Raw genomic sequence first — 19,486 nt, 5'->3', positions numbered from 1 at the left:
AAACTTTTGATCGCCAGTATGGAGAATGAAGGAATATTCTGCGCGAGGCGGAAGGCTCTCCAACGTGCAACCGGTCCGTTGCGCAGGCAACAAACGGTAAAACGCGCGACACGCTGTAAAACGACGTTCTAGGTCGTTTTTCTTAATACGCTGAATTTCAAGAGAAAACTGGTGCCCCCGACAAGGTTCGAACTCGTGACCCCCTGATTACAAATCAGGTGCTCTACCAACTGAGCTACAAGGGCAATCCAGTAAGATGCCAAGTAACAGATTCTCGTCGTGTGTAAAGCGAAAACTGGCGAGATCGCATTCAGATGTTCGTTTTCCACACCCGTTCAAGAACACGATGAGGTCATGAGTGCTGTGCGTATCGCGGTATAAGCGAAGTGTTTACATGAAACAGCTATAATGGTGATGAAATACAACCAAACGAAGAGAATGATCCGCGTATGCGCACCAGCATCCAGAAGACACAGCTCAAAGGCACCATTCTTATTGCCGTGAGCTCCATGTTGCTGGCAACGCTTGCCGCCGCTCCAAGCGTCAACAACTATCTCAGATCCAGCAGAAATGCCGAACAACTCAGTCGTTTCGAAATCGCGCTGCGTTCCGTTTGGCTCGTGTCTGCCGAACGCGGACCGTCCAATAATCTTATGGGTGCAGATGTGCCCGATGAAGCGCTTGTTATCGCACTGGCCTCGGCAAGAAAGGCAACGGACGAGAAACTGGCACAGCTACGCGTCGCGTTCGAGCCGGAGTTGCGCCAGCAACCGCAATTGGCCAATGTCTTCGCCGACATCAAGCAGCAACTCTCACAGTCGCGTACGGCCGTTGACGATTTTGTCGATCTGCCGGTCGCAACGCGCGACCGAAGGCAGATGGCTGACGCCATACAATTGATGTTCCAGGCCGCAGACAGCATCAACACGCTTCGCGGCAGACTGGCAGCAGCCATCATCAAGGAAACACCCGATGTCGCAATGGATATTGCCACAACGGCGACTGCCGGCGTCATGCGCGACCGCATCGGTCGCCTGGGCTCGTATGTGGTCATGAGCCTTTCAGCGAGCCCATCCGAACGACAGGCCTATCGTGCAAAGTTCGATGCGGATCTGCAAAGCCTCGCGCTGCTCAAAGCATCGTTAAACAACTACACAGCCGCCTATCTCGGCGTTCCGAAAATCGACATGGCGCTGAAAGACCTTGAAAGTTCCTATTTCGGCCAAGCGCTTGCATATGCGCAAAATACGATTGCGATGGCCGTGCCTGATGCGAGGCCAAGCGTGACCGACTTTTCACAGACCTACATTCGAGGCATGCAGTCCGCCGACATACTGCGCGATCTCGTCCTTGCCGAAACACGTTCGAAAACCGAGGCCATGAAGGACAAGGCCCTGTCCTATGGGATTGCCTCCGTTCTGCTGGCGGCGATTGCCATGTATGTGCTGCTGAGACTGATGGCGGTCTACAAGACGGCGCTGTTCCAGCCGATGCAATCGGTCCGGTCACAGATTGCCGCCATCGCTGAAGGTAATCTTGGCGACGTCGAGCATCAGAGCCGCGTCGCGCCGGAAGTGCGCAAGATGTTTCAGGAACTCGATTTCCTGCGTGAGCAGTTGCGGCAGAAGCGCGATATGGAAGAGCAGCAACATGCCCTGGCCGAGCAATTAAGGCGGCTTTCCGAAACCGATGCCCTGACGGGTGTCTTCAATCGTCGTGCACTCGAAAAATCCGTGCGCAAGGTTCTTGATGACAGGGAACTGTCTGCGACGCTGACCGTGATGATCGTCGACATCGATCATTTCAAATCGATCAACGACAAATTCGGTCACGCGATGGGAGATCTTGCTCTGCAGAAGACCGCAGATCTGCTCAAGGGCGCCCTGAGGAAAAGCGATATCCTGGCACGTTACGGCGGAGAAGAATTTGTCATCGTGCTGCACGATGTCAGCCACGCCACGGCAACTGCGACTGCGGATCGTCTGCGACGCGCCATACAGGCCAATGTCATCGATGACGAGCACGGGATTTCGCTGACCGCCAGCTTTGGTGTTGTCTGGCAGGAAACGCGCACCGTCAGTAACTGGGAAAATCTGATCGCGGTTGCGGATGAGCGGCTCTATCAGGCCAAGAGAGCTGGACGAAACCGTGTCTGGGCAACCTACTATCAAAAGATCGCCTCTGCTTAGAGCGGCAGAGAGACCTCAGATCAAGTCCAGCGTCATCACCACGGCACAATGGTCGGAGGCCTTGGGTCGATCCCATCCCGTCCGGGGATACCGTTCCACCTCCTGCCCCGGCGGAAAGATCGTGCGGTAAGGCTGGCCAGCCCGAACAATTTCGGGAATGCGCGTCGCGTTGGTTTCAGCCAGATGCGGAGAAAGCCAGATATAATCGAGCTGGCACAGATGCTGCTCCAGCGGGCCACGCGAATGATAGAGCGTCCAGCGATCCATCACATCCCGACGCAACATCGGGTTCACGGCAAAACCGTCTTTTGAGAAGATGTCGAGCGCGCTGCGCTCTTCACTGACTGGTGTAAAGGTGTAGCCGTTACGCCTGTCGCCGGCGATCATGACACGTTCCTGATAGTCGTTCATGTCGCCGCAGATGGCGAAGTTCATTCGCCGTGCCTTGTCTGCACCCCAACGTCCCTCGATGATACGCCGAACAGCCATCGCCTCCGCCTCACGGATCGGCATGGTGCTGTAACGGGCATCGGTTGCCTCGCGGGAATTTGTCATGGATTTCAGATGCGTGACGTAAAGTGTCAGCGGCTTTCCACCAATCCTGAGATCGATTTCGAGACAATCCCGCTTGAAGATCTTGTCATCGATATGGTTTGTCAGGGCGATTTCTTCGTTGAACAGGCCAAGATTACGATAGGTTACCGCAGCGTGGCTCTTGATATCCACTACCTCGATCCGTTCGCCATCGCGCGTCTCCTCGCGCATGACAACGGCCACATCGATACCGCGACTATCATTGCCTTCGACCAGATATTTCTGACGATAACCATTGCCGACCATACGGTAGAGATAACCGTATTCGAAGGCCTGCAGGGCAGCCATGTTGTCCACTTCCTGAAGGCAGAGGATATCGGCGTCCGTATCGGCGATGGCGAGAGCGGAAAGCTGGCGCGTATCATCCGTGGAGGCAACAAGTCGGGCACTCTCCAGTGCCTGATAGGTTGCCTCGTCGCGGATGTCATAAAGCTGAATTGCCCTGTCGCGCCGCGTCTGGTTGCGAAAGCCGGTAAAATCGAAACGGGTCAGCAGGTTCTCGATATTGAAGGTAGCAAGCCGAAGCGACATGATTCATTCCTGTTTTACAGGAAAAGCTTAGCCGCTGCCGGTGCTGCTTGCCAACCGTCTAAAGATGCCACGCCTCGCGAATGGCAACCGACAACCGTTCTCCAGCAACAACAGGAAAGCGCGAGTATGCTCTGAGCGACTGGCCGTCGGAGAGTTCAAGACGCACGGCGTAACGCTCGCCCTCATACAGAACCGAAGTGACGGTCGTCATCACCCCGCCGTCCTCGAAAGCAACATCCTGCGGCCGCACCAGAACATCCGCAAGCGGCGCATCCCCCGAACTGCCATTCAATGCGGTCTGCAATGTGGGCCAGTCGAGTTGGCGTTGTCCGCCGGTGGCAAGTTTCAGCGAAAGGATCGCTCCCTGCCCTACCAACGAACCGACGAGCTTGCCTTCCGGTCTTGCATAAAGCTCGGCTGGCGGCGCCACCTGCAGCAGTTTGCCATGCGACATGACGGCGACGTCGGTTGCCAGCGCCATCGCTTCGGCCTGATCGTGGGTGACATACACCATCGTCGCGCCTGAGCGGGCATGAAACTCCCGGAAGGTTTCCTCCATCTCCTGTCGCAGATGGCGATCGAGATTGGCAAGCGGTTCATCGAGCAGCACGACATCGGGTTCGGTCACCAGGCAGCGGGCGAGCGCCACACGCTGCCGTTGGCCGCCGGACAGCTCCGCCGGACGTCGGTCGGCAAACGCTTCCAGCCTGACGGCAGAAAGCGCAGAGCGGACCTTCTCGCGATATTTCTCGCCGGAAATGCCCCGCACTTTCAGCGGATAACCGGCATTGTCCGCAACCGTCATATGCGGCCAGAGAGCATAGGACTGGAACACCATCGCCATGTTGCGCCGCTCCGGCGACACCATGGTTGCAGCATCGGCCAGAACCCGTTCACCCAGTAGAATGGAACCATCGGACGGTTGCTCGAAGCCCGCGATCATGCGCAGCACCGTTGTCTTGCCGCACCCCGAAGGGCCAAGCAGGGCCAGAAAACCACCTTCACGGACGGTCAGCGAGACATCGTCGACCGCGGGTTTCGCATTCGCTGCAAACCGCTTGGAAAGACGGTTGAGGATCAGTTTCGCCAAGGCACGACTCCTTTCGGCAGATAGCGCCCCAGAATTTCCAGCAGCAACATCAGCAAGATAACCATGATGACAACCAGTACCGAAAGCGCCGAGGCGAGATCGAAACTGCCGCTGTCATCCAGATTGTAGATCAGTACGCCAAGCGTCTGGGTTCCCGCCGACCAGAGAAGCGCGGAAACGGTCAGTTCATTGCAGGCAATCAGGAACACCAGAATGACGGATGCACCCGCCGCCGGTCCCACCAGTGGCAGAATGATATCCTTCATCCGTTGCCAGAACCCCGCCCCCGACAATCGCGCCGCCTCTTCCAGCGACGGGTCGAACTGCAGGAAAGCGCTGATCATCGGCTTCAGACTGACAGCAAAGAAGGACGAGAAATAGGCCAGCATGATGATCCAGATCGTGCCGTAAAGCGTTACGCCGAGAAGCGGAATTGGGGCTGCAAACAGCAAAACGAAGGATACTGAAATCACCACACCCGGCAGTGCATAGGGAATGTCGACCAAGGCCGACAAGACGAACATGAAACGGCTCTTGCCACGCACCAGGAAATAGGCCGTCAAGATCGTCACTGCCAGGAGACATATCGATGTCGCGGAGGCGAGAAACAGAGAATTGCGGAATGCGGTGCGCGTCACCGTCTGCCGGTAAAGCAGTTCCTCATAGGCGTGCAACGTCGCCGTCTTGAATGTCAACGGCACACCGTAAGCCGGCGCAAGAGAGCTGGCAACCAGGGCTGCCAGCGGTGCGACCAGCATAAAAAACAACATCAGCCAAAGCGCCGCTTCGACGACCGGGCGCCAGTACGACAGCCGGAACGTTGCGGCCTTTCCTGAAAGACCGATGATGCGATAGTCCCGCCCCTTCAACGCCCGCTCCTGCAGGGCTAGACCGGCCACGGAGATGATGGCGATCATCGTCGACAGAATGGCGATATCGCCAAAGGTGCTGGAGCCGAAACTGGCGAAACGGCTGTAGATCAGCGTTGGCAAGGTGAAGATCGAAGCCGGAATGCCGAGAATGGCCGGAATGCCGAAGTTTCCGATACCTGAAACGAAGGAAATGGCTGCACCAGCGATCAGTCCGGGGGTCGAAAGCGGCAGGATGATGTCGAACAGTACGCGGCGTGGCGATGCACCCGAAAGCTTGGCCGCCTCGATACCATCCTGCGGCAGGGCCATCAGCCCAGATCGCAGCGACAGAAACACCAGTGGCGCGTGCTGCACACCGAGCAGCAGGGCAATACCTGCAATGGAATAGAGCGGTTGCGGCGAGCCGATAGGCGGCGCCAGACCAAGTGCCTTCAAAAGCGTGCTTGAGGGGCCCGTCATGCCGATCCACGACAATGCAGTCACCTGCGGCGGGATCATCATCGGCAGCATGAACAGGAAGCTCAGGATCGACTTGCCGCGCACATCGCAAAGCGTCAGCGCAAGCGCAAAGGCGCCGCCGATAGCAAGTGAAATCAGCATGCCAAAGAACGAGGTGGACAAGGTGTTGAGCACCGCGTCCCACAAGGCAGGATCAGCAAGCAGACGCCATATATTGCCATTCAGTGCCGAGATGACGCCCGTATAGGCCAGACGGCCGAGCGGCAATGCACTCAGAACAAAGACGGTCGAGACCACAAAAGGAAACAGCCAGCGTGGCTGGCTGCCTCCATAAGCATTGGATTGCGACATGTCGCTTTATCAGCCCTTGGAGCCGAAGATATCCGAGAACGTCTTCAGATCCTGTTCGGAGTTCTTCAGAGCATCCGCAGCGTTGAGCGGCAGAACCTTAATTGTGTCGCGGGCCGGGAAACCTTCCGGCATACCCGCATCGGCACGCGCCGGGATGTAACCGAGCTTCACGAAGCCCTGCTGGCCCTTTTCGGAGAGCACGTAGTCAACGAACTTCTTGGCCGCTTCTTCGTGCTTGGTGCCCTTGAGGATTGCAACCGGCTCGGTCACAGCGGACACGCCCTCTTCCGGGAACACGAACTCAACCGGAGCACCCTTGGCCTTTTCGCGGATCGGCATGTAGTCAACGACAACGCCGTAAGCCTTTTCGCCGGAGGCGACAGACTTCAGGATGGCGCCATTGCCGCCGGCTGCAACTGCCTCATTGGCCTTGAGCGCTTTGTAATAATCCCAGCCGAGATCCTTGGAAGCGGCAAGCGTCTGCGCATGGATAAGGGCAGCACCCGAGGTCAGCGGGCTCGGCATGGTGACCAGACCCTTGGCTTCAGCCTTGGCAAGATCCTTCCAGCTCTTCGGCTTCATGGCTGCCGAAGTGTTGTACATGATGCCGGTGGTGATGAGCTTGGTGGAATAATAATAGCCATCCGCATCGTAGAGCGACGCGTCGATATTCTTGGCTTCCGCAGACTTGTGAGCGAGAAGCTGGCCGGCCTGCTTCATGCGCTCCAGCGTCACCGTGTCAGCAATCAGCAGCACATCGGCGACCGGATTGCCGGCGTCGATTTCGGCCATCAGCTTGGCCATGATTTTCGGTGTTCCGTCACGAACCCACTGGACCTCGAGGCCGGGGTTTGCGGCCTTGAAGCCGTCAACGGTCGCCTGTGCATCCTCGTTTGGCTGGCTGGTGTAAAGCACCAGGTCGGCCGCGTTGGCAGCGGTTGCAATAAAGCCGAGTGAGACGATCGCAGTGAAAGCGGAGAGCAGCGTCTTCATGGGTCCATTCCCTGTTGAAATTCGGGACCGCTAAAACACGCTTGCATAACACGTATGTGACAGAGAAGACGTCTTGCCACCGTAAATGAAAAACCCGCCCGCCTTTCTGGCGGAAGGGTCGGCGTATTGGACCATGAAAGGCTCAGATCGCAGCTATCGTCTCATTGGTCAGTTCATTGACCTGCGCTGCAGCGATCAGACGGCCAAGACGCTTCATGCCTTCTTCGATCATTGCTTCGTTGGCGCAGGAGAAACTGATGCGCAACGTATTCGCGCCCGAACCATCCGCATAGAAGGCGCGGCCCGGAACGAAAGCAACTTTCTCGGTGGCGATGGATTTCGCCAGCAGAGCGGCGCCGTCCATTCCTTCAGGCAACGTCAGCCAGATGAACATGCCGCCTTCCGGCTTCGTCCAGCGCGTGCCCTCAGGCATGTATTTCTCAAGCGCTGCCAACATCGCATCGCGACGGGCGCTGTAAGCTGCCTTGACCTTGGCCACCTGCTTGTCGAAACCACGCGAGGCAACGTGTTCGATCGCGAGCTGGTTGATGGTCGACGAATGCAGATCTGCTGCCTGCTTCATCAGCACCAGCTTGCGGATGACAGGCGTGGACGCAACAATCCAGCCAACGCGAAGACCGGGTGCCAGCGTCTTCGAGAAGCTGCCGCAATAAATGGTGCGGGTCTTCTCGATACCGCCGGAACGGGCAATATCGAGCGACATGATTGGTGGGACAGGCTCGCCGTCGTAACGCAACGACTGATAGGCGGCATCCTCGATGACGGCAATATCGAGTTCGTCCGCAAGCTCCAGCAGTTTCTTGCGCCCTTCCAGATCAACCGTTTCGCCGGTCGGGTTGGAGAAGTCTGCAGAGAGGTAAGCAAACTTGACCGAGCCACCGAGCTTGGCGGCATTGTCGCGATAGGTCGCCGGTGTGCGGTTGCCACCAGGATTGAGCTGGTCGTAATTCGGCTCATAGGCGTTGAATGCCGAGAGTGCGCCGAGATAGGTCGGCCATGTCACGAGGGCGGTGTCCTTCGGCGACAGGAACAACTTGCCGAGATAATCGAGACCCTGCTGCGAACCCGACACGATGAAGACGTTTTCGGCCGTGCACTCGATACCGATCTTGCCCATCTCGCCAGCCAGCCAGTCGCGCAGCGGCTTGTAACCCTCACTGACGGAATACTGCAGCGCGGCATTGACTTGTGGGCCGGAAAATATGTCGGAATAGGCCTGCTTGAATTCCTCGTCCGGGAACAGCGCCGGGTCAGGAATACCGCCCGCAAAAGAGATGATATCGGGCTGTTCAAGCAGCTTCAGCAGCTCGCGGATTTCGGATGCCTTCATGCGCGACGAGCGCGTGGCGAAAATATGTTCCCAATCAAGCATGGGCACGTTTCCTCTTGTGTCGTTTTTTATGCGTGAATGTTTACAGATATTTCGATACGTCAGCAATACTGACTTATCAGTTTTTCGAATTATTTCTAACCACTTGCCTGCATTGTCTCAGTTGCAGGCAACGCCAGATATACCCTCGCACCAGGCTTAACAATCATCCGATTGCGATTGACGCGACGGCGTTTTCCGGCTGGATTGCGATCCGGAAGCCGCGAGACGGCTCAGGCATGAATGGGAGGTTATGGCATGCTCAAGAACATCGATCCGGCACTCAACGCGGATGTGCTGCACGCACTTCGCGCCATGGGTCATGGCGACACCCTGGTCGTGACGGACACCAATTTTCCGTCAGACAGCGTTGCACAATATACCAGCGTCGGTCAGGTTTTGCGCATGGAAAACATCTCGGCGGCCCGCGCGATAAAGGCGATTCTTTCCGTGCTGCCGCTGGACACCCCTCTCCAGCCCTCCGTGGGTCGCATGGAAGTGATGGGAGCTCCGAACCAGATCGAAGCGGTTCAAGCGGAAGTGCAAAAAGAGATCGATTCAGCGGAGGGCAAATCAGCGCCAATGTACGGCATCGAGCGCTTCGCATTTTATGAGAAGGCCAAGGAAGCCTATTGCGTCATCACCACCGGCGAAACGCGCTTCTACGGGTGTTTTCTGTTGACGAAGGGCGTGATCCCGCCACAGGGATCATAAACACAAACAGAAAGGCCGGAGCTTTCACTCCGGCCTTCTTCATGTCAGTCCAGACGTCAAAGCTTAGTTGACAGCCTTGTCGACCAGCTTGTTCTTGCCGATCCACGGCATCATGCCACGCAGCTTCGCGCCAACTTCTTCGATCTGGTGCGAGTCGTTGTTACGACGAATGCCCTTGAAGCGTGCGCCGCCAGCCTTCCATTCCTGCATCCACTCGGAGGTGAACTTGCCGGTCTGGATGTCGTGCAGAACGCGCTTCATTTCAGCCTTGGTCTCAGCCGTGATGATGCGCGGACCGGTGACGTATTCGCCCCACTCGGCCGTGTTGGAGATCGAGTAGTTCATGTTGGCGATGCCGCCTTCATAGATCAGGTCGACGATCAGCTTCACTTCGTGCAAGCACTCGAAATAAGCCATTTCCGGAGCGTAACCGGCTTCAACCAGGGTTTCGAAACCAGCGCGGATCAGTTCGACGAGACCGCCGCAGAGAACAACCTGTTCGCCGAAGAGGTCGGTTTCGCACTCTTCCTTGAAGTTGGTTTCGATGATGCCCGAACGACCGCCACCAACGCCGCAAGCGTAAGAGAGAGCAACTTCAAGAGCGTTGCCCGAAGCGTTCTGGTGAACAGCAACGAGGCAAGGAACGCCGCCGCCCTTCTGGTATTCGCCGCGAACCGTATGGCCAGGGCCCTTCGGTGCGATCATGACGACGTCGAGCGAAGCCTTCGGCTCGATGAGGCCGAAGTGAACGTTGAGGCCGTGTGCGAACGCAATAGCAGCGCCGTCACGGATGTTGCCGGCGATGTCGGCCTTGTAGATGTCAGCCTGGAGTTCGTCCGGGGTCGCCATCATGATGAGGTCGCCCCACTTGGCAGCTTCAGCAACGGTCATGACCTTGAAGCCATCGGCTTCAGCCTTCTTGACGGTCGGCGAACCGGCCTTCAGAGCAATAACGACGTTCTTCGCGCCGGAATCCTTCAGGTTCAGCGCGTGAGCGCGACCCTGGGAGCCGTAGCCGACGATAACGACGTTCTTTGCCTTGATGAGGTTGAGATCTGCATCACGATCATAATAAACGCGCATTTGATGGTCCTTCCCTAATGCTTGTCTCTGTTTGTCTGAACCGGAACCCTCAGGCGACCTTGCCGCCCAGTTCCGAATGAACTTTTTCCGTTCCGTAAAGGGTCAGAAAGGCAACGACGGCCTTCTTCGCCCTTGCGGAGAAATCCTTGCCTGGCGTTTCGCCCAACAGCATGCGGACATGCAGGTCGGAAACGATTAGGCCGTAAAAACTGCGATACGCCTCTTCGACGTCATCGAACCGCAGGTAACCGGAACGGCGACCCGCTTCAATCAGTCCGCGGGCGCGCCGATCGATCTGGCGACGACCACGCTCGAGAAGGAGATCGCCAAGCTTGGAGCCGTCGCGGCTCGCCTGCCCGATTGCGAGACGGTTCAGTGCAAGCGAAACATCACCTGCCAGAACGTCCAGCAGATCATGCGCAAACACTTCCAGATGATCGGAAAGCTGTGGAGCGGAAACGCGGTCGCCCGCCTTTTCGAAGGTGCGAACCTTGCTCTGCTGAAAGGTAATCATCGCAGCCAGCAAACCGTCGCGGTCGCCGAACCACTTGTAGAGACTTTCCTTCGAACAGTTCGCGGCCCGTGCCAGGCCCGATGTCGTCAACGCTTTCTCGCCACCCTCGACCAGAAGACGCAATGCCTGATCCAGAACAACGTTCTGGCGCGGCGAAAATTCCTGCGCTGTGATCGATTCCGAGGCCAAGCTTTTCCACTCCAGAGGCTCGATTAATGTACCGTACGGTACGGTTCGAGAGACGTTTATGCGGAGAGAGCTTTCCGGTCAAGCGCTTTCTTGAAGAAAGGAAAGAATTGGTGCGACGCAGCAATACAATGCGAGAGGCACACCAAACGAAAGATTATTACTCAGGTGGCGGACTGCTGCCTATTCGGCCGCCATCGTTTCCCGCGCGGCACCGATATCCCGCGACGGCGACACACCGTAGACGCGGCTATATTCGCGACTGAACTGCGACGGACTTTGATACCCGACGCGATGACCGGCCGTGCCGGCATCCAGCCGTTCCAGCAGCATCAGCCGCCGTGCCTCATGCAGCCGCAACTGCTTCTGATACTGGACCGGCGTCATGGCCGTGATGGACTTGAAATGGTGATGGAAAGACGAAACGCTCATCCCGACATGCTCGGCAAGTTCTTCGATGCGCAATTGGCGCGCAAAATTCTCACGCAGCCAGGCGATGGCCCGGGCGATACGGTTGCCCTGACTGTCCGAAGCTACGATGTTCATCAACTGCCCACCGGCCGGCCCGGTCAGAATTCGATAGAGAATTTCCTGTTCGATCAGCGGTGCCATCGCCGGAATGTCATCTGGACGATCAAGCAAACGCATCAGCCGGATTGCAGCATCGAGCAACTCCGGCGTCGCCGTGTTGACCATGATCCCTCGCTGTCCGTTCACCTGTTCGGCAGGCCGCTCGATATGAGCTCGGCTCATCAGGTCCAGCAGCTTTTCACTGCTGAGCGTGAAGGAGATACAGAAATGCGGCACCTCCTTGCTGGCCTCGACCACACGCCAGGCAACCGGCAGATCAAGTGATGTCAACAGGTAGTCACCGGCACCGTAATTGATGGTATCCGTTCCTAATTGCAGGCTTTTTGCGCCCTGGATCACCATAGCCAGACAGGGACGGTAGCTGCCGTGACAGGGTGCGCTCGGCGCAGATCGCCGGCTGATGCCAAGCGCCTCGATTGCCGTCTGGTTTTCGCCGTCCTCGCTTGCATGGCGCCCGGCGAGGGAAACGATCTCGGAGTAGAGATTGAAAGGCAAGGTCATGGGAAATCCCCGTAAAAAGGCGGCGATATGTCTGATGACATCTATCTAGAGAGCGCTCCGGTTTCCGCAAATAGCACCGCATCGTTTTTTGCAGGATCGTGCAAAAAGCTTGGAGGATCGCTCTAACGCGTCGCAACCCATCCATAGCATGATCCGCCATCACTTTCCCAACCCCGAAAGGATACTTCAGATGGCTATTGCCAGAGGCTATGCAGCCACCGACGCGTCGAAGCCGCTTACCCCGTTTACCTTCGAACGCCGTGAGCCGAACGACGACGATGTTGTCATCGACATCAAATTTGCCGGCATCTGCCACTCCGACATTCACACCGTTCGCAACGAATGGAAGAACGCGGTTTATCCGATCGTACCCGGCCATGAGATTGCCGGTATCGTCACCGCCGTTGGGTCCAAGGTCACCAGGTTCAAGGTCGGCGACCACGTCGGCGTTGGTTGCTTTGTCGATTCCTGCGTTGGCTGCGCCACACGCGACCTCGACAACGAGCACTATATGCCGGGTCTGGTTCAGACCTATAACGACGTCGACCCCGCTACCAACACCGCAACCCACGGCGGTTACTCCGACTCGATCGTAGTCAAGGAAGGTTATGTCCTGTCGATCCCGGACAATCTGCCGCTTGACGCCTCCGCGCCGCTACTGTGCGCCGGTATCACGCTTTATTCGCCGCTGCGCCGCTGGAACGCCGGTCCCGGCAAGAAAGTCGCGATCGTCGGCATGGGTGGTCTCGGCCATATGGGCGTGAAGCTTGGTGCCGCCATGGGCGCCGATATCACCGTTCTTTCCCAGACTTTGTCGAAGAAAGAAGACGGCCTGAAGCTCGGCGCCAAGGAATATTACGCCACGAGCGATGCATCCACCTTTGAAAAGCTGGCAGGCACCTTCGATCTCATCATCTGCACTGCAGGTGTCGCGATCGACTGGAACGCCTATCTCGGCCTTCTGAAACCCAAGGGCAGCATGGTTGTGGTGGGTGCTCCCGAGCATCCGATTCCGGTCCATGCCTTCTCGCTCATCATGGGCGCACGAAACCTCTCCGGTTCGATGATCGGCTCCATCAAGGAAACCCAGGAAATGCTGGATTTCTGCGGTGAGCACAACATCGTTTCGGAAATTGAGAAGATCAACATTCAGGACGTCAACGAAGCTTACGAGCGCGTCCTGAAAAGCGACGTCCGTTACCGCTTCGTCATCGACATGGCATCGCTCGACGCCTGATCCTTTAAAATTCCGGGCGGGACGCGAAAGTGCCCCGCCCTTTTTCTATTCTTTGCCGCGTTATCAGGACTCGTCCTTCAACGTTTCCTTCTGCGTGATGAGCCGGGCGCTGTGCTGGCCGCTCATGTAAATCCACAGCCAGCTCCACGCGACGGCAAGACGCGAGCGTGTGCCGATCAGGAAGTAGATATGGGCCAATCCCCATATCCACCAGGCTATGCCGCCCTTCAGCTTGATCTTGCCGAAATCGATAACGGCAGCGCGTTTGCCGATCGTTGCGAGATTGCCCTGATGTTTATAGCGGAACGGCGCAGGCTCGGCTTTGCCGGCAAGACGCGCCTTGATCAGCTTCGCTACATAACCTCCCTGCTGCTTGGCGGCAGGAGCAATCCCCGGGACCGGCTTGCCATCCTCCTGCGAGACGGCCGCGGTATCGCCGATGACAAAGATATTGGGATCGTCGTTCAGGTAGAGATGCGGGCCGACCACGGCGCGTCCTGCCCTATCTGCCGGCGCATCAAGCCACTTTGCCGCCGGAGACGCCTGCACACCCGCAGCCCAGACAACCGTCCGGCAAGGATAATAGGTCTCGCCGACGGTCACCCCTTCATCCGTGCACGCCGTCACCGGCGTTCCAAGCAGCACCTCGACGCCGAGTTTTTCGAGGGCTTCCTTGGCATAGGTCGAAAGTTCTTCGGTGAAGACCGGCAAGACGCGAGGACCGGCCTCGACCAGCAACACCCGTGCCTTGGTGGTGTCGATATTGCGGAACTCCGGTGGCAACACCTTGTGGGCAAGTTCGGCAATCATGCCTGCCATTTCCACACCAGTCGGACCTGCACCGATAATCACAAAGGTCAGAAGAGCCTGCCGTTCCTGCTCGCTGGTCGCGAGTTCGGCTTTTTCAAACGCCAACAACAGGCGACGGCGGATTGTCGTCGCATCCTCGAGCGTCTTGAGGCCGGGCGCAGATCGCTCCCATTCATCACGGCCGAAATAGGCATGCCGCGCACCCGTGGCCAGAACGAGCGTATCAAAACCGATGGTCTCGCCGGAACTCAAATGCACGGTGCGGGCATTACGGTCGATACCAGTGACTTCGGCCAGGAGCGTCGTCACTTCCTTGCGGTTGCCGTAAAGCCGCCTGATCGGCCAGGCAATCTCCGATGTTGCCAGAACGGTCGTGGCAACCTGGTAAAGCAATGGCTGGAAAAGATGGTGATTGCGACGGTCGATCAAGGTGATACGCACAGGAGCCCCCTCCAGCCCATGTACGAGTTGTAAGCCGCCGAAGCCTCCACCCACGACGACAACATGATTTTCTTGCATAGTCTTCTGCCTTTTTAAAAAGCGCGCGCACGGAGCATACGCGCGACCGACTATAGGCAAAAAAATTGACTTTAGTTATGAAATAGACTGCCCGCAGGCGCGACAAAAACGCCGTACCGTTTCAGCCATGCCGTATTCCAGCGCATCCGCCGTCAATCCGTGACCGATCGAAACTTCGGCAAGAAACGGGATGCGTTCCATCAATTTCGGCAGATTGGCAACGGTCAGATCATGCCCTGCATTGACGTCGAGCCCGAGTGCCCTGGCGTGATCAGCGGTTTTCCCGAGCGTTTCGAGAAGCGCTTCAGCCTTTTGCGGATCGTCAAAGCAGCCACCATAAGGTCCGGTATAAAGCTCAATACGGGCAGCACCGGTCTCAGCGGCAAGTTCCACCGGCTCACGCTCGCCGTCCCCATCGGCAAAAAGCGAAACGCGCATACCGCCGGCCTTGAGGCGCGAGACCACATCTTTCAGGAACGTTGCGTGTTTGCGAAAGTCCCAGCCGTGATCGGAGGTGGCCTGGGCGGGATCGTCAGGCACCAACGTCACCTGCTCCGGTTGCGTCTGTTCACACAGGACGAGAAAATCCTCGCTCGGATATCCCTCGATGTTGAATTCCGTCTTCGGAAAGGAATCATCGATCAGCGCACGCAGCACGGGAAGGTCCGAAAAGCGAATATGGCGTTGGTCCGGGCGCGGGTGTACAGTCAGGCCGCTGGCGCCTGCCGCCAATGCGATTCTCCCGAAATGCGCGACATCCGGCCACGGAAGATCGCGACGGTTGCGCAACATGGCAATTGCGTTCAAATTGACGGATAGTTTTGCAGGCATGGCAATCGGCTCACATTCGGAAATCTCCTCCCTGTTTCACGCAGCTTGGGGGCATTCGCAAGGAGGGTCGCTAAAATTTTTAACATCGCGGAACGAAAAGACAAAAGATACGTTCGTTATGTTTGATGCGTTAGGCATGATGCTGACACGTTAAAAAATGGGGTGGCCGGGGATCAGGCCGGCATAACCTCAAAGTCGGCGGAATGTCAGTCCACGCAGAAGGGGGAGACAATGCGGGATGGTCGGATGCCGTTCAACAACCACGGCGACGAAGAAAGACTACACCAACGTCCGGGCAACTTTCTTCCGGATATCAGTTTACCGTCGTCTTTACCGCCCGAACCCGTCCCTATTGCCGACATGGCCAATATCTTCGGCGTCACACACCGCACCCTGCACTTCTACGAGGAAAAAGCGCTTCTGACCTCAAAACGGGTCGGCCAGATGCGCGTCTACTCCTACCGTAACGTGCACCGCATGGCGGTGATCAATTTCTGCCGCGAAATTGGCATCTCCGTTGCGACAATTACCGAGATCATGGAACGGCTGTTGCGCTCCTCCTCACAGGAGGAGGCTGATGATGTCTTTCATCACGCCCTGCGACAGCGAAAGAGAGAGTTGACCGCAGATCTCTCCACAATTCAGCGCCAGGTGCAGCAAATCGAAGATGTCCTGGTGATCGGCCCTGAGAGCGATGACGGCGATTACCGCCAGCATGGACACACGAACGACGTCCTTCTGACCGATAACGAGCGAAAATGCCTCGAATTGATGGCCGAAGGTTATGCACCTGTCAGGCTTGCGCGTGCACTGGGTCTGTCAGGCGACGAACTCAATGACCTTGAAACGAGGATTATCGGCAAGTTCAACGCCAGCAATCGTTTCCAGGCCGTCGCAAAAGCCGTGCTGCTCGGCGTCATCCGCGCCTGAGCAGCATTCTCAACGCACGATCGTCAGCCGTTCAGCCGCTCGGGTGACGGCCGTATAAAGCCATCTCTCGCGCGAATCGCGGAATGCGTAGCTCTCGTCAAAGAGAACGACATTGTTCCATTGCGAACCCTGCGCCTTGTGCACGGTCAGGGCATATCCGAAATCAAATTCGTCGTAACGCTTGCGCGTCGACCAAGGGATCTCGGTTTCCGTTTCCTCGAAGGCTGCCTTGAGCAGCTTTATCTTCGCCGCTCCACGATCCATGTCGTCGTCTTCGGGACGGATCATCAGGTTGATACCGGGTTTGACCGTTTCGCGAGAGGAACTCATCACTTGCCAGAGCGAACCGTTCAGCAGACCTTTTGCCGGATCGTTGCGCAGGCAAACCAGCTTGTCGCCGGATTGCGGGTAGTCTGCGGAAAAACCCTTTAGTTCGCGAAGTCGCTGGTTGTAGCGGCGACGCGTACGGTTTGTGCCAACCAGCACCTGATCGGCATCAAGAACAAGCGACTGCGTGACGTCGGACTTGGATATCACCTGTGCCGAACCATAATCGCCACGCATGATCTCGCGGCCCTCGCGAACATCCATGGCAAGCTGAATGATCGGATTGTCCTTCGCCTGCCGGTGAATTTCGCTCAGGAGGAAATCCGGCTCCTGCTCGGTGAAGAAACCGCCGCCAGTCACCGGCGGAAGCTGTCCGGGATCGCCGAGAACGAGGATCGGCGTACCGAAGCTCATCAGATCCCTGCCGAGCTGCTCATCCACCATAGAGCACTCGTCAATGATGATCAGGGCTGCCTTTGCAAGCGGACTTTGACGGTTGATGGAAAACATCGGCGCGACGGACGTCTTGCCGGTTTCTTCATCTTCAACCGTTTCCTCACCACGCGGACGGTAAATCAGCGAATGGATCGTACGAGCGTTTGAAGCGCCGCGCGAGCGCAACACCTGCGCCGCCTTGCCGGTGAAGGCCGCAAACAGCACGTCACCGTCGACATTTTCCGCGAAATGTTTGGCGAGCGTGGTCTTGCCCGTTCCGGCGTAGCCGAACAGACGGAAAACCGGTGAACGGCCTTCCTTCAACCAGCGTGAAACAGCCTTGAGGGCTTCGTCCTGTTGCGGTGAAAATTGCATGCGCTCTCATCGCAGGATTCGAGCGCCAAGCGCAACAGAAAAAGAACGAAAGAAGAATCAGGCATAGCCGGAACAAGCGCATTCTTTGTTTCATCAGCCAGGAATGGCGATAGCGGCGGCGCACATCCATGAATAGAGTTGGTGCATGAAAATTCTGATTCTTGGCGCGACCGGTTTCATCGGCTCTGAAATTGCCCGCAGGCTTGCTGCCGATGGCCATGCTGTCACCGGTCTGGGCCGAACGACGGCATCTGCAAGACGGAAATTTGCCTTTGCGGAATGGGTTACCGCCGATCTCGCTCTCATGACGCAGCCAGCCGACTGGCATTTGCTGCTCGGACGACACGACACTGTCGTCAATTGCGCCGGGGCGCTGCAGGACGGTCTTTCGGACGATCTTGCCGCCACACAGGAAAAGGCGATGCGCGCCCTCTATCAGGCCAACGCCGATGACGGCAACAGGTTGATCGTGCAGATATCGGCCCGCACCACAGGGTCGGCCGCGGAGACACCATTCCTGTCAACCAAACAGCGTGCCGACGATGCCTTGGCCGCAAGCGGTGTACCGCACATCATCCTGCGCCCGGCTCTGGTGATTGGACGCAACGCCCATGGCGGGACAGCGCTGCTGCGAGCACTGGCAAGTATTCCCTGTTTAATTCCGCTCGTCCATTCGCAAAGCCCGGTTCAAACGGTCGCCCTGGACGACGTGACCGAGGCCGTTTCGCAAGCCATTCGTGGAGAGATTGCTCCCGGAAGCGACCTGCATCTGGCCGCCGACCAGTTACTGACACTAGGCGACCTGGTTGGAATGCATAGACAATGGCTGGGACTGGCAGAGGCGAAAACCATATCCTTGCCTGTATGGCTGGCAAAGCCGGTCAGTTGGGCAGCAGATCTGGCGGGTTCGCTTGGCTGGCGCTCCCCGCTCCGCTCCACCGCGATGGCGGTAATGTCACAAGGCGTGACCGCAGACGGCGCCCGTATGCAGGGCTTTGCGTTCAAAACTGCCAGTCAGACACTGGCCGGCAATCCGTCCGGCGTTCAGGATCTTTGGTTCGCACGGCTCTTCCTGCTGAAACCCGTCTTCATCGTCTGTCTTTCCGTGTTTTGGCTGCTGTCCGGAGTGATCCCGCTTCTCGAACTGACGAGAGCATCCAGCCATTTCTTGCCCTTCATGCCGGAAACGTCGGCGCTGGTGCTGACAGTGGCGACGTGCCTGATCGACATCGGACTTGGCATCGCTGTTCTGCTGAGGCCCTATGCTCTCAAAGCCATGCTCGGCATGTTGCTGGTGACCGCCTCCTATCTAGCCGGAGGCACCATACTCGAACCGGCACTGTGGCTCGATCCGCTGGGGCCGCTTGTCAAAGTCCTGCCCTCCACCACCCTGACACTTGCCGCTATGGCAATCCTCGATGAACGATAAACCGCACCATGCTTGAAGAGATCATTCGCCTTGCCCACGTCATTGGCGCGACCGTCTTGTTCGGCACCGGCGCCGGTATTGCCTTCTTCATGGTGATGGCACGCAGAACCGAAAACCCGGCGCTGATCGCTCACGTGGCGGGAACTGTTGTCATTGCCGATACGGTCTTTACGGCGACAGCCGCTGTCTTTCAGCCGATTACCGGCTATCTGCTGGCCGACATCATCGGTTGGCCGCTGACCGAAGGCTGGGTTTTTCTGTCCCTGCTGCTTTATGTTCTCACCGGTATCTTCTGGCTGCCCGTGGTGTGGATACAGATACGGTTACGCGATATCGCCCGGGCTTCCGCCACGGCTGGCACACCTTTGCCTGCGCAATGGTTTCGTCTCTATCGCATCTGGTTCGCCTGCGGTTTTCCGGCATTTTTTGCGGTGGTCGGCATCATCTGGCTGATGTTGATGAAACCCGACATTCCGATCTGGAGCTAGAGAAACTTTTTTCCGGCAGCCGGGAATAAAACGCAGACCTGCGGTGT

General features: G+C 57.3%; 17 protein-coding genes and 1 tRNA gene. 6 read left to right on the top strand and 12 right to left on the bottom strand.

From position 1 onward, the window contains the following. Window positions 1-169 precede the first annotated feature (169 nt). Window positions 170-245 (bottom strand) — tRNA-Thr (locus ACIQT8_RS11870). Between the two features lie 204 nt (window positions 246-449). On the opposite strand from ACIQT8_RS11870, the gene ACIQT8_RS11865 reads away from it, so the two are divergent. Further along, window positions 450-2,189, top strand: coding sequence for a GGDEF domain-containing protein (locus ACIQT8_RS11865; protein WP_400965339.1), 1,740 nt, complete (start codon window positions 450-452; stop codon window positions 2,187-2,189). A gap of 15 nt (window positions 2,190-2,204) precedes the next feature. Here the strand turns inward: ACIQT8_RS11865 and ACIQT8_RS11860 are convergent, their stop codons facing one another. The 5 genes from ACIQT8_RS11860 to ACIQT8_RS11840 form a co-directional block, all read right to left on the bottom strand. Beyond that, the gene (locus ACIQT8_RS11860) at window positions 2,205-3,314 is read right to left on the bottom strand and encodes an endonuclease/exonuclease/phosphatase family protein (RefSeq protein ID WP_138790915.1); all 1,110 of its coding nucleotides are present in this window, start codon (window positions 3,312-3,314) and stop codon (window positions 2,205-2,207) included. A gap of 58 nt (window positions 3,315-3,372) precedes the next feature. Then, on the bottom strand, window positions 3,373-4,404 hold the full coding sequence (locus ACIQT8_RS11855; protein ID WP_400965336.1) for an ABC transporter ATP-binding protein: 1,032 nt from the start codon (window positions 4,402-4,404) through the stop codon (window positions 3,373-3,375). Beyond that, window positions 4,392-6,086 (bottom strand): ABC transporter permease, encoded by a 1,695-nt coding sequence (locus tag ACIQT8_RS11850; protein ID WP_400965333.1) that lies wholly within the window; start codon window positions 6,084-6,086, stop codon window positions 4,392-4,394. Before ACIQT8_RS11850 ends, ACIQT8_RS11855 begins: the two co-directional genes overlap by 13 nt. 9 nt (window positions 6,087-6,095) lie before the next feature. Then, a complete protein-coding gene (locus ACIQT8_RS11845; protein ID WP_400965330.1) occupies window positions 6,096-7,079 on the bottom strand; it encodes an ABC transporter substrate-binding protein in 984 nt (327 codons plus the stop codon). 142 nt (window positions 7,080-7,221) lie between these two features. Then, entirely contained in the window at window positions 7,222-8,472 is a 1,251-nt protein-coding gene (locus ACIQT8_RS11840) for a PLP-dependent aminotransferase family protein (protein WP_400965327.1), read from the bottom strand. A 255-nt stretch (window positions 8,473-8,727) separates the two neighbouring features. On the opposite strand from ACIQT8_RS11840, the gene ACIQT8_RS11835 reads away from it, so the two are divergent. Continuing rightward, window positions 8,728-9,183: an RbsD/FucU family protein gene (locus ACIQT8_RS11835; protein WP_400965324.1), complete on the top strand. Its 456-nt coding sequence runs from the start codon at window positions 8,728-8,730 to the stop codon at window positions 9,181-9,183. 63 nt (window positions 9,184-9,246) lie between these two features. Here ACIQT8_RS11835 and ilvC read toward each other — a convergent pair whose 3' ends face one another. The 3 genes from ilvC to ACIQT8_RS11820 form a co-directional block, all read right to left on the bottom strand. Continuing rightward, window positions 9,247-10,266 (bottom strand): ketol-acid reductoisomerase, encoded by a 1,020-nt coding sequence (gene ilvC, locus ACIQT8_RS11830; protein ID WP_138790921.1) that lies wholly within the window; start codon window positions 10,264-10,266, stop codon window positions 9,247-9,249. A gap of 49 nt (window positions 10,267-10,315) precedes the next feature. Next, window positions 10,316-10,969: a TetR/AcrR family transcriptional regulator gene (locus ACIQT8_RS11825; protein WP_138790922.1), complete on the bottom strand. Its 654-nt coding sequence runs from the start codon at window positions 10,967-10,969 to the stop codon at window positions 10,316-10,318. Window positions 10,970-11,149: 180 nt separating this feature from the next. After that, a complete protein-coding gene (locus ACIQT8_RS11820) occupies window positions 11,150-12,058 on the bottom strand; it encodes an AraC family transcriptional regulator N-terminal domain-containing protein (RefSeq protein ID WP_400965319.1) in 909 nt (302 codons plus the stop codon). Between the two features lie 190 nt (window positions 12,059-12,248). On the opposite strand from ACIQT8_RS11820, the gene ACIQT8_RS11815 reads away from it, so the two are divergent. Further along, complete coding sequence (locus ACIQT8_RS11815; RefSeq protein ID WP_400965316.1) at window positions 12,249-13,295, top strand: NAD(P)-dependent alcohol dehydrogenase; 1,047 nt, start codon at window positions 12,249-12,251, stop codon at window positions 13,293-13,295. 63 nt (window positions 13,296-13,358) lie between these two features. On the opposite strand, the gene ACIQT8_RS11810 is transcribed toward ACIQT8_RS11815, so the two are convergent. Both ACIQT8_RS11810 and ACIQT8_RS11805 read right to left on the bottom strand, forming a co-directional pair. Beyond that, window positions 13,359-14,624, bottom strand: coding sequence for an NAD(P)/FAD-dependent oxidoreductase (locus ACIQT8_RS11810; RefSeq protein ID WP_262522983.1), 1,266 nt, complete (start codon window positions 14,622-14,624; stop codon window positions 13,359-13,361). 75 nt (window positions 14,625-14,699) lie between these two features. After that, window positions 14,700-15,455: a pyridoxine 5'-phosphate synthase gene (locus tag ACIQT8_RS11805; protein ID WP_262522984.1), complete on the bottom strand. Its 756-nt coding sequence runs from the start codon at window positions 15,453-15,455 to the stop codon at window positions 14,700-14,702. Between the two features lie 231 nt (window positions 15,456-15,686). On the opposite strand from ACIQT8_RS11805, the gene ACIQT8_RS11800 reads away from it, so the two are divergent. Continuing rightward, window positions 15,687-16,385 (top strand): MerR family transcriptional regulator, encoded by a 699-nt coding sequence (locus ACIQT8_RS11800; RefSeq protein WP_138790927.1) that lies wholly within the window; start codon window positions 15,687-15,689, stop codon window positions 16,383-16,385. 9 nt (window positions 16,386-16,394) lie between these two features. Here the strand turns inward: ACIQT8_RS11800 and ACIQT8_RS11795 are convergent, their stop codons facing one another. Further along, window positions 16,395-17,522: an ATP-dependent RecD-like DNA helicase gene (locus tag ACIQT8_RS11795; protein ID WP_262522985.1), complete on the bottom strand. Its 1,128-nt coding sequence runs from the start codon at window positions 17,520-17,522 to the stop codon at window positions 16,395-16,397. A 145-nt stretch (window positions 17,523-17,667) separates the two neighbouring features. Here ACIQT8_RS11795 and ACIQT8_RS11790 point away from each other — a divergent pair, with 145 nt between their 5' ends. Next, window positions 17,668-18,951 (top strand): SDR family oxidoreductase, encoded by a 1,284-nt coding sequence (locus ACIQT8_RS11790; RefSeq protein WP_400965310.1) that lies wholly within the window; start codon window positions 17,668-17,670, stop codon window positions 18,949-18,951. 8 nt (window positions 18,952-18,959) lie between these two features. After that, window positions 18,960-19,439, top strand: coding sequence for a DUF2269 family protein (locus ACIQT8_RS11785; RefSeq protein ID WP_400965307.1), 480 nt, complete (start codon window positions 18,960-18,962; stop codon window positions 19,437-19,439). Window positions 19,440-19,486 lie beyond the last annotated feature (47 nt).

Origin of the sequence: Agrobacterium sp. NPDC090273, from assembly GCF_044772305.1 — a bacterium.
Taxonomy (GTDB): Bacteria; Pseudomonadota; Alphaproteobacteria; order Rhizobiales; family Rhizobiaceae; genus Agrobacterium.
This window is presented reverse-complemented; position numbering and strand designations above follow the sequence as displayed.

Bases quoted from the DNA above. Each gene is read 5' to 3' on its own strand.
- ACIQT8_RS11865 (WP_400965339.1), top strand. From the start codon at position 450: ATGCGCACCAGCATCCAGAAGACACAGCTCAAAGGCACCATTCTTATT.
- ACIQT8_RS11860 (WP_138790915.1), bottom strand. From the start codon at position 3,314: ATGTCGCTTCGGCTTGCTACCTTCAATATCGAGAACCTGCTGACCCGT.
- ACIQT8_RS11850 (WP_400965333.1), bottom strand. From the start codon at position 6,086: ATGTCGCAATCCAATGCTTATGGAGGCAGCCAGCCACGCTGGCTGTTT.
- ACIQT8_RS11845 (WP_400965330.1), bottom strand. From the start codon at position 7,079: ATGAAGACGCTGCTCTCCGCTTTCACTGCGATCGTCTCACTCGGCTTT.
- ACIQT8_RS11840 (WP_400965327.1), bottom strand. From the start codon at position 8,472: ATGCTTGATTGGGAACATATTTTCGCCACGCGCTCGTCGCGCATGAAG.
- ACIQT8_RS11835 (WP_400965324.1), top strand. From the start codon at position 8,728: ATGCTCAAGAACATCGATCCGGCACTCAACGCGGATGTGCTGCACGCA.
- ilvC (WP_138790921.1), bottom strand. From the start codon at position 10,266: ATGCGCGTTTATTATGATCGTGATGCAGATCTCAACCTCATCAAGGCA.
- ACIQT8_RS11820 (WP_400965319.1), bottom strand. From the start codon at position 12,058: ATGACCTTGCCTTTCAATCTCTACTCCGAGATCGTTTCCCTCGCCGGG.
- ACIQT8_RS11815 (WP_400965316.1), top strand. From the start codon at position 12,249: ATGGCTATTGCCAGAGGCTATGCAGCCACCGACGCGTCGAAGCCGCTT.
- ACIQT8_RS11810 (WP_262522983.1), bottom strand. From the start codon at position 14,624: ATGCAAGAAAATCATGTTGTCGTCGTGGGTGGAGGCTTCGGCGGCTTA.
- ACIQT8_RS11805 (WP_262522984.1), bottom strand. From the start codon at position 15,455: ATGCCTGCAAAACTATCCGTCAATTTGAACGCAATTGCCATGTTGCGC.
- ACIQT8_RS11800 (WP_138790927.1), top strand. From the start codon at position 15,687: ATGCGGGATGGTCGGATGCCGTTCAACAACCACGGCGACGAAGAAAGA.
- ACIQT8_RS11795 (WP_262522985.1), bottom strand. From the start codon at position 17,522: ATGCAATTTTCACCGCAACAGGACGAAGCCCTCAAGGCTGTTTCACGC.
- ACIQT8_RS11790 (WP_400965310.1), top strand. From the start codon at position 17,668: ATGAAAATTCTGATTCTTGGCGCGACCGGTTTCATCGGCTCTGAAATT.
- ACIQT8_RS11785 (WP_400965307.1), top strand. From the start codon at position 18,960: ATGCTTGAAGAGATCATTCGCCTTGCCCACGTCATTGGCGCGACCGTC.